This window comes from Kitasatospora sp. NPDC057518 (assembly GCF_042802075.1).
In the GTDB taxonomy this organism is placed as follows: domain Bacteria; phylum Actinomycetota; class Actinomycetes; order Streptomycetales; family Streptomycetaceae; genus Kitasatospora.
In genome coordinates this window covers 1-5,147 of record NZ_JBHVEU010000555.1, presented here as the reverse complement: position 1 = coordinate 5,147, position 5,147 = coordinate 1, and the positions used below count along the sequence as shown (strand labels likewise).

The window sequence follows — 5,147 nt, the reverse complement described above, 5'->3', positions numbered from 1 at the left end:
CACGCTGTTGAGTTCTCAAGGAACGGACGCTTCCTTCGGACCGCCTTCCAGCGGACCCTCCGGGCTTCGTTCTTTCGTGTTTCCAGCTTACCAGACGTTTTCCGCTCCGTTTACCGGCGCTTCATTCATCCGATTCCCACTGGGGGGATTTCCTGCGAACTTCATTCCGAAGCCTATCAAGGCTTTCGGAGTGATCCGTCCGTGGGATTTTGCTTCGTCAGAGGACGCGTATTCCGTGGAAAACGCTCGCCTCGATTCGGCGGTGTCGTAGACACTAACGCCCGGGACCGACCGTTGTCCAGTCAGTCCCAACCGTTCAAACCTACTAGCCCACCCTCACCACGTCAATGGTTTGGCCGGACGAGTAGAAGACTAGCAGGTCAGAGACCTGTCGATCACATCGGCTCAGGCCGCGACGGGCTGGAGGTCCGCCCGGTCGGCCGCGTCCAGATCGCCGAACTCCCCGTCCCCGGCGGCCCGCCGGCCCAGCACCAGGGCATAGAGGAGGAAGGCCGCCTCGGCCAGCACACCGATGGAGATGCGGGCCCAGGTCGGCAGGCCGGACGGGGTCACGAAGGCTTCGAGGACGCCGGAGACCGCCAGGACCGTCGCCAGGCCGATCGACATGCCGATGATCGCGCGGCCCTGTTCCGCCAGGGCCACCGAGCGGGTGCGCGGGCCGGGGTCGATGACGGTCCAGCCGAGGCGCAGCCCGAGGCCGCCGGCCACGAAGACCGCGGTCAGCTCCAGCAGGCCGTGCGGGATGAGCAGGCCGAGGAAGACGTCGAGGCGACCGGCGGAGGCCATCAGCCCGACGCCGATGCCGAGGTTGAGCACGTTGGTCCACATCACGTAGAGCACCGGAATGCCCAACGCGATCCCGAACAGCAGGCACTGCACGGCGATCCAGGCGTTGTTCGTCCAGACCTGTGCCGCGAAGGAGCTGGCCGGCCGGTCCGAGTAGTACGTCTCGTACTGGCCGCCGGGGCGGGTCAGCTCCTGGAGGTGTTCGGGCGCGACCAGGCTGTTGCGGACCTCGGGGTGGGTGGCCATCCACCAGGCGAGCAGTGCGGTGGCGACCATCGAGACCACCGCCACCGGCACCCACCAGCGGCGCGATCGGTAGAGCGCGGCCGGGAAGCTCACCGTGTAGTAGCGGGCGACGTCCTGCCAGCCGTTGGTCCGGGCGCCGGTCACCGCGCTGCGGGCGCGGGAGACCAGGCCGGTCAGCCGGCTCACCAGGGCCGGGTCCGGCGCGGCGGCCTGGACCTTGGCGAGGTGTCCGGTGGCGCGCTGGTAGAGCGTGACCAGCTCGTCGGCCTCCTCCCCGCCGAGCCGGCGCCGGCGGGCGAGGGCGTCCAGTCGGGCCCACTCCCCCTGGTGGGTGGCGACGAAGACGTCCAGGTCCATTTCGGCGGCTCCATAGATCGGCGGCGGGCGCGGACGTGCGTGCGCGGGCGGGTCCGCGGGCGGGCGGGTCCGGGCTGGCGGGTCCGGGCGGACACGCGCGGCCCAGCATGCCAGCAGCGGCCGCCGCCCCGGCCGTCGGGATCTCACTTCCCGTGCGCCCACCGGGCCCCGTATGTTTGCGGCTGCGGATCAGACTGCGGAGAGCGCGTCACGGGGAGCCGGTCCGGGGTGGTTCCCTCCCCCGGCACCGCCGCCCTCCCAGGCGCCGGATCCCCATGGGCGAGCCGTACCGGCTCCAAGAACGTGAACGGACAGGTGTCTTGAGCGACCTGGTGACGGGTGAGGCGGTCGTCCTCGGCCTGCAGACGGCGAAGCTTCCGAGCAGGGCCCTGGCGATCGTGATCGACCTGCTGGTGGAGTTCGCCGCCCTGCTGGTGTTCACGCTGCTGCTGAGCCTCGCGCTGATCGGGCTCGACGGCGCGGCCCTGGCCGCCACGATGATCGGCCTGATGGTGTTCTTCCTGGTCGCCGTGCCCGTGATGGTCGAGACCCTCACCCGCGGCCGCTCGCTCGGCAAGGCCGCGCTCGGCCTGCGCGTGGTGCGCACCGACGGCGGGCCGGTGCGCTTCCGGCACTCGCTGGTGCGCGGGCTGGTCGGCTTCTTCGAGATGATCGTGCTGACCGGCGCCCCGGCCGTGATCACCTCGGCGGTGCACTCGGACGGCAAGCGGCTCGGCGACATCTTCGCCGGGACGGTGGTCGTCCGCGAGCGCACCCCGGGTGCGGGCGGCTCCGCCACCCCGCTGCCGCCGGTGCACCCGCACCTGCTCCAGTCGATGGGCCACGAGCTGGTCGCGATGGACCTGTCCGCCGTGCCGGAGCCGCTCTGGCTGGCCGTCCGCCAACTGCTCGGCCGGACGAGCCAGTTGGACCCGGCGGTGATGCACCGGATGTCCACCCGGCTGGCCGAGGACCTGTCCGCCCTGATCGGCCACCCGATCGCGCCGGGGCTGCACCCGGCGGCGTACCTGGGCGCGGTGCTCACCGAGCGCCAGCGGCGGGAGTGGACCCGGGCCCAGCAGCAGCTGTGGGCGGCCGGGCCGATACCCGGCCGACCGGTACCCGCCCAGGTGCCCGCTCCCCGCCCGGCCTCCGGTCCGCTCCCCGCGCCGGCTCCGACCGGCCCGGCCGACGGACGGCCCGTCCGGGTCCTCGGCCTGCCGACCCAGCAGCCCGCGCCCACGGCTCCCCCGGCCCCCGCCGCAGCCCCGGCAGCCGCACCGACCGCACCGACGGCCCCGTCCTTCGACAAGCCCGCCGCCGGCAGCGGCTTCGCCCCGCCCGCCTGAGGCGAACCGCCCCGGCCGCAGCAGCCCTGCCGCACGGGCCCCGGCCGCGAAGGCCCGCTACTCCTCCTCCGCCCCCACCCGCCAGGCGTTCGGCGGCGACTCCAGCTCCTCCAGCTCGATCCCCTCCGCCGCCAGCACCACGTCGCCCGCCAGGTGCACGACCTGCTGCTCGCCCGTCTCCAGGTCCGCCACCTGGTACCGCTCGACCAGCAGCGGCCCCGAATCCGTCTCGTGGGTGTCGACGCCCTCCAGCAGCCACCCCTGGTCGAGGGTGCGCGGCGCCAGCACCGGCTCGGTGAAGGCCACCAGCCGCACCCGCGCGCTCGCCCCCTCCCGCAGCCGCAGCAGCCGGGCGGTGGCGACCAGGAAGCCCGGCGAGCGGCCGGTGAAGGCGTGCGCCCGGTCGTGGCCCTCCGCCGCGTGCTCGCCGCCGGGGTCGGCCGCGTCGGTCCGGACCCAGGCCACCCCGTCCACCGCCCCGCCGCGCACCTGCCAGCCGCCGGCCCGCAGCTCCAGCCGCAGCGGCCGGGCGCGCGAGTCCAGCGTCAGGTCGGTGCTGCCGAGCACCCGGCCGTCCGGCGCGTAGGTCTTGGAGACGTACCGCCACCCGGCCGCCCCGGGCGCGCAACTGAAGCGCTCCTCCCCGAGCGGGACGTGGTCGTGCGGGTCGTGGAGCGAGTACCGGCCGTTGGGCATGCCGGAAAGCCTACGTGCGCGGTTGGCGTGCAACGTTCCGGCCGGTGCCCGCATTAGAGGGGCGGACGGCGCGCCGGTGCGCCGCCACCACGACGAGAGGGGGTGCGGATGGCGAAGCAGACGCGCGACGTGGAGTTCACGGAGTACGTGGCCTCCAGGAGCGGCTGGCTGCGCAAGGTCGCCTATCTGCTGTGCGGGGACTGGCACCGGGCCGACGACCTGGTGCAGGAGTGCGCGACCAAGCTGTACGTGAACTGGTCGCGGGCCGGCCGGGTGGAGAACCTGGACGGCTACGCCCGCAGGGTGCTGGTCAACACCTTCCTCGCCGAGCAGCGCTCGTCCTGGTGGCGGCGGACGTCACGGACCGCGGCGCCGGTGGACGTGGCGTCGGTGGCCGCCGACCTCGACGCCCGGCTCGACCTGCGCAAGGCGCTGGCCGCGCTGCCGCCCAAGCAACGGGCCACCGTGGTGCTCCGGTACTACTGCGACCTCACGGTCGATCAGACCGCCGATGCGATGAGCTGCTCCTCGGGCAATGTGAAGAGCCAGACCTCACGGGCGCTCGCCACCCTCCGGAGGACGCTCTCCCCCCGTCCCACCACCGCCGAGAGGACGTCATGAGGTCGCACGAGCAGCGTGATCTGACCGCCCGGCTGAGCGCCCTCGCCGAGGCCCCGGCACCGCCCGCCGCACTCGACACCTCGGCGGTGATCGCCCGCGGCCGGGTCCGGCTGCGCCGCCGCCGGCAGGCCCTGGTCGGCGTGGTGGCCGGGTCGACCGCCGCCGTCCTGGCCGGCGTCCTGCTGCTGCGCCCGGCCGGGGCGCCGCCCGCGCCGGCCGTCCCCGCGCCCACCGCCCCGGTCTCGCTCGCACCGTCCCCGACGGCCGCGCCGACCCCGGCGGCGCGGACCGGTCCGCTGAGCACCGAGGCCCGCTTCGGCTGGCTGCCGTCGTGGCTGGCCCGGCCGGCCGTCGGCTACGCGAACAGCGACAGCCGTTCCGTCGCCACCGCGGCCACCACCACCGCCGTCCTCAACGCGACCCCCGCCCTGAAGCTGGAGCTGCTGCGCGGCCCCGGCGAGTCCCTCGCCCCCGGACAGCACACCGCCCCCGCGCCCCCGGTCGCCGGCCGGGAGGCCCAGTGGCTGCTCACCGACGCGTCGGGATCCCTGGGCGGGCTGCGCTGGCTGACCGCCTCCGGCCGCTGGGCCCAGCTGACCGCCACCCTGTGGTTGGACGCGAAGGTCCAGGACGACCTGCTCCGGGTCGCGGCCGGCGCCGAGTTCGGCAGTTGGGACGTCCCCTTCCCGGTGCGCCCGACCGGCCTGCCCGCCGACCTCGGGCTGCGGAACGCCGAGGTCCACCGGCCCACCAGGGACTCCGAGCCCCCGTGGAGCGCCATCCTGTCGTACACCGTCGGCGACAAGTGGCTGAGCGTCACGGTCCAGCCGGACGGCTTCGGGAAGTTCGCGGACGGCCGGCCGAACGGCGGCACCCCGGTGTGCCGGGTCGAGAAGGGCGTCCAGCTCTGCGCCAACGGCACCGCGGCGGGGCTCCCGGCCGTCCAGGGGGCCGGCGGACTGGCGGGTCTGCTCGAGCGGTTCGAGGTGCTCGGCGCGGACGAGGCCTCCTGGACCCGCTGAACCGCCCCGGCGGAACGCCGACGGCCGGCGCCCCCGGAGGGGAGGGCGC

General features: G+C 74.3%; 6 protein-coding genes. 4 read left to right on the top strand and 2 right to left on the bottom strand.

Annotation, left to right across the window (positions count from 1 at the left end; genetic code table 11):
- The coding region (locus ACFU7Z_RS35880; protein WP_380782195.1) for a hypothetical protein at positions 1-271 on the top strand (271 nt) is incomplete at its 5' end.
- Positions 272-405: 134 nt separating this feature from the next.
- On the opposite strand, the gene ACFU7Z_RS35875 is transcribed toward ACFU7Z_RS35880, so the two are convergent.
- On the bottom strand, positions 406-1,410 hold the full coding sequence (locus ACFU7Z_RS35875; protein WP_049660346.1) for a stage II sporulation protein M: 1,005 nt from the start codon (positions 1,408-1,410) through the stop codon (positions 406-408).
- A gap of 320 nt (positions 1,411-1,730) precedes the next feature.
- On the opposite strand from ACFU7Z_RS35875, the gene ACFU7Z_RS35870 reads away from it, so the two are divergent.
- The gene (locus ACFU7Z_RS35870; protein ID WP_380745514.1) at positions 1,731-2,759 is read left to right on the top strand and encodes an RDD family protein; all 1,029 of its coding nucleotides are present in this window, start codon (positions 1,731-1,733) and stop codon (positions 2,757-2,759) included.
- A 57-nt stretch (positions 2,760-2,816) separates the two neighbouring features.
- Here ACFU7Z_RS35870 and ACFU7Z_RS35865 read toward each other — a convergent pair whose 3' ends face one another.
- Complete coding sequence (locus tag ACFU7Z_RS35865) at positions 2,817-3,455, bottom strand: hypothetical protein (protein WP_074003857.1); 639 nt, start codon at positions 3,453-3,455, stop codon at positions 2,817-2,819.
- A 108-nt stretch (positions 3,456-3,563) separates the two neighbouring features.
- Between ACFU7Z_RS35865 and ACFU7Z_RS35860 the strand changes: the two genes are divergently transcribed.
- Complete coding sequence (locus ACFU7Z_RS35860) at positions 3,564-4,076, top strand: SigE family RNA polymerase sigma factor (RefSeq protein ID WP_380782193.1); 513 nt, start codon at positions 3,564-3,566, stop codon at positions 4,074-4,076.
- Positions 4,073-5,098 (top strand): hypothetical protein, encoded by a 1,026-nt coding sequence (locus ACFU7Z_RS35855; RefSeq protein WP_380782191.1) that lies wholly within the window; start codon positions 4,073-4,075, stop codon positions 5,096-5,098. The genes ACFU7Z_RS35860 and ACFU7Z_RS35855 overlap by 4 nt, the downstream gene beginning before the upstream one ends.
- Positions 5,099-5,147: the final 49 nt, after the last annotated feature.

Excerpts from the sequence above, each read along its gene's own strand:
- ACFU7Z_RS35875 (WP_049660346.1), bottom strand. The coding sequence starts at position 1,410 with ATGGACCTGGACGTCTTCGTCGCCACCCACCAGGGGGAGTGGGCCCGA.
- ACFU7Z_RS35865 (WP_074003857.1), bottom strand. The coding sequence starts at position 3,455 with ATGCCCAACGGCCGGTACTCGCTCCACGACCCGCACGACCACGTCCCG.
- ACFU7Z_RS35860 (WP_380782193.1), top strand. The coding sequence starts at position 3,564 with ATGGCGAAGCAGACGCGCGACGTGGAGTTCACGGAGTACGTGGCCTCC.
- ACFU7Z_RS35855 (WP_380782191.1), top strand. The coding sequence starts at position 4,073 with ATGAGGTCGCACGAGCAGCGTGATCTGACCGCCCGGCTGAGCGCCCTC.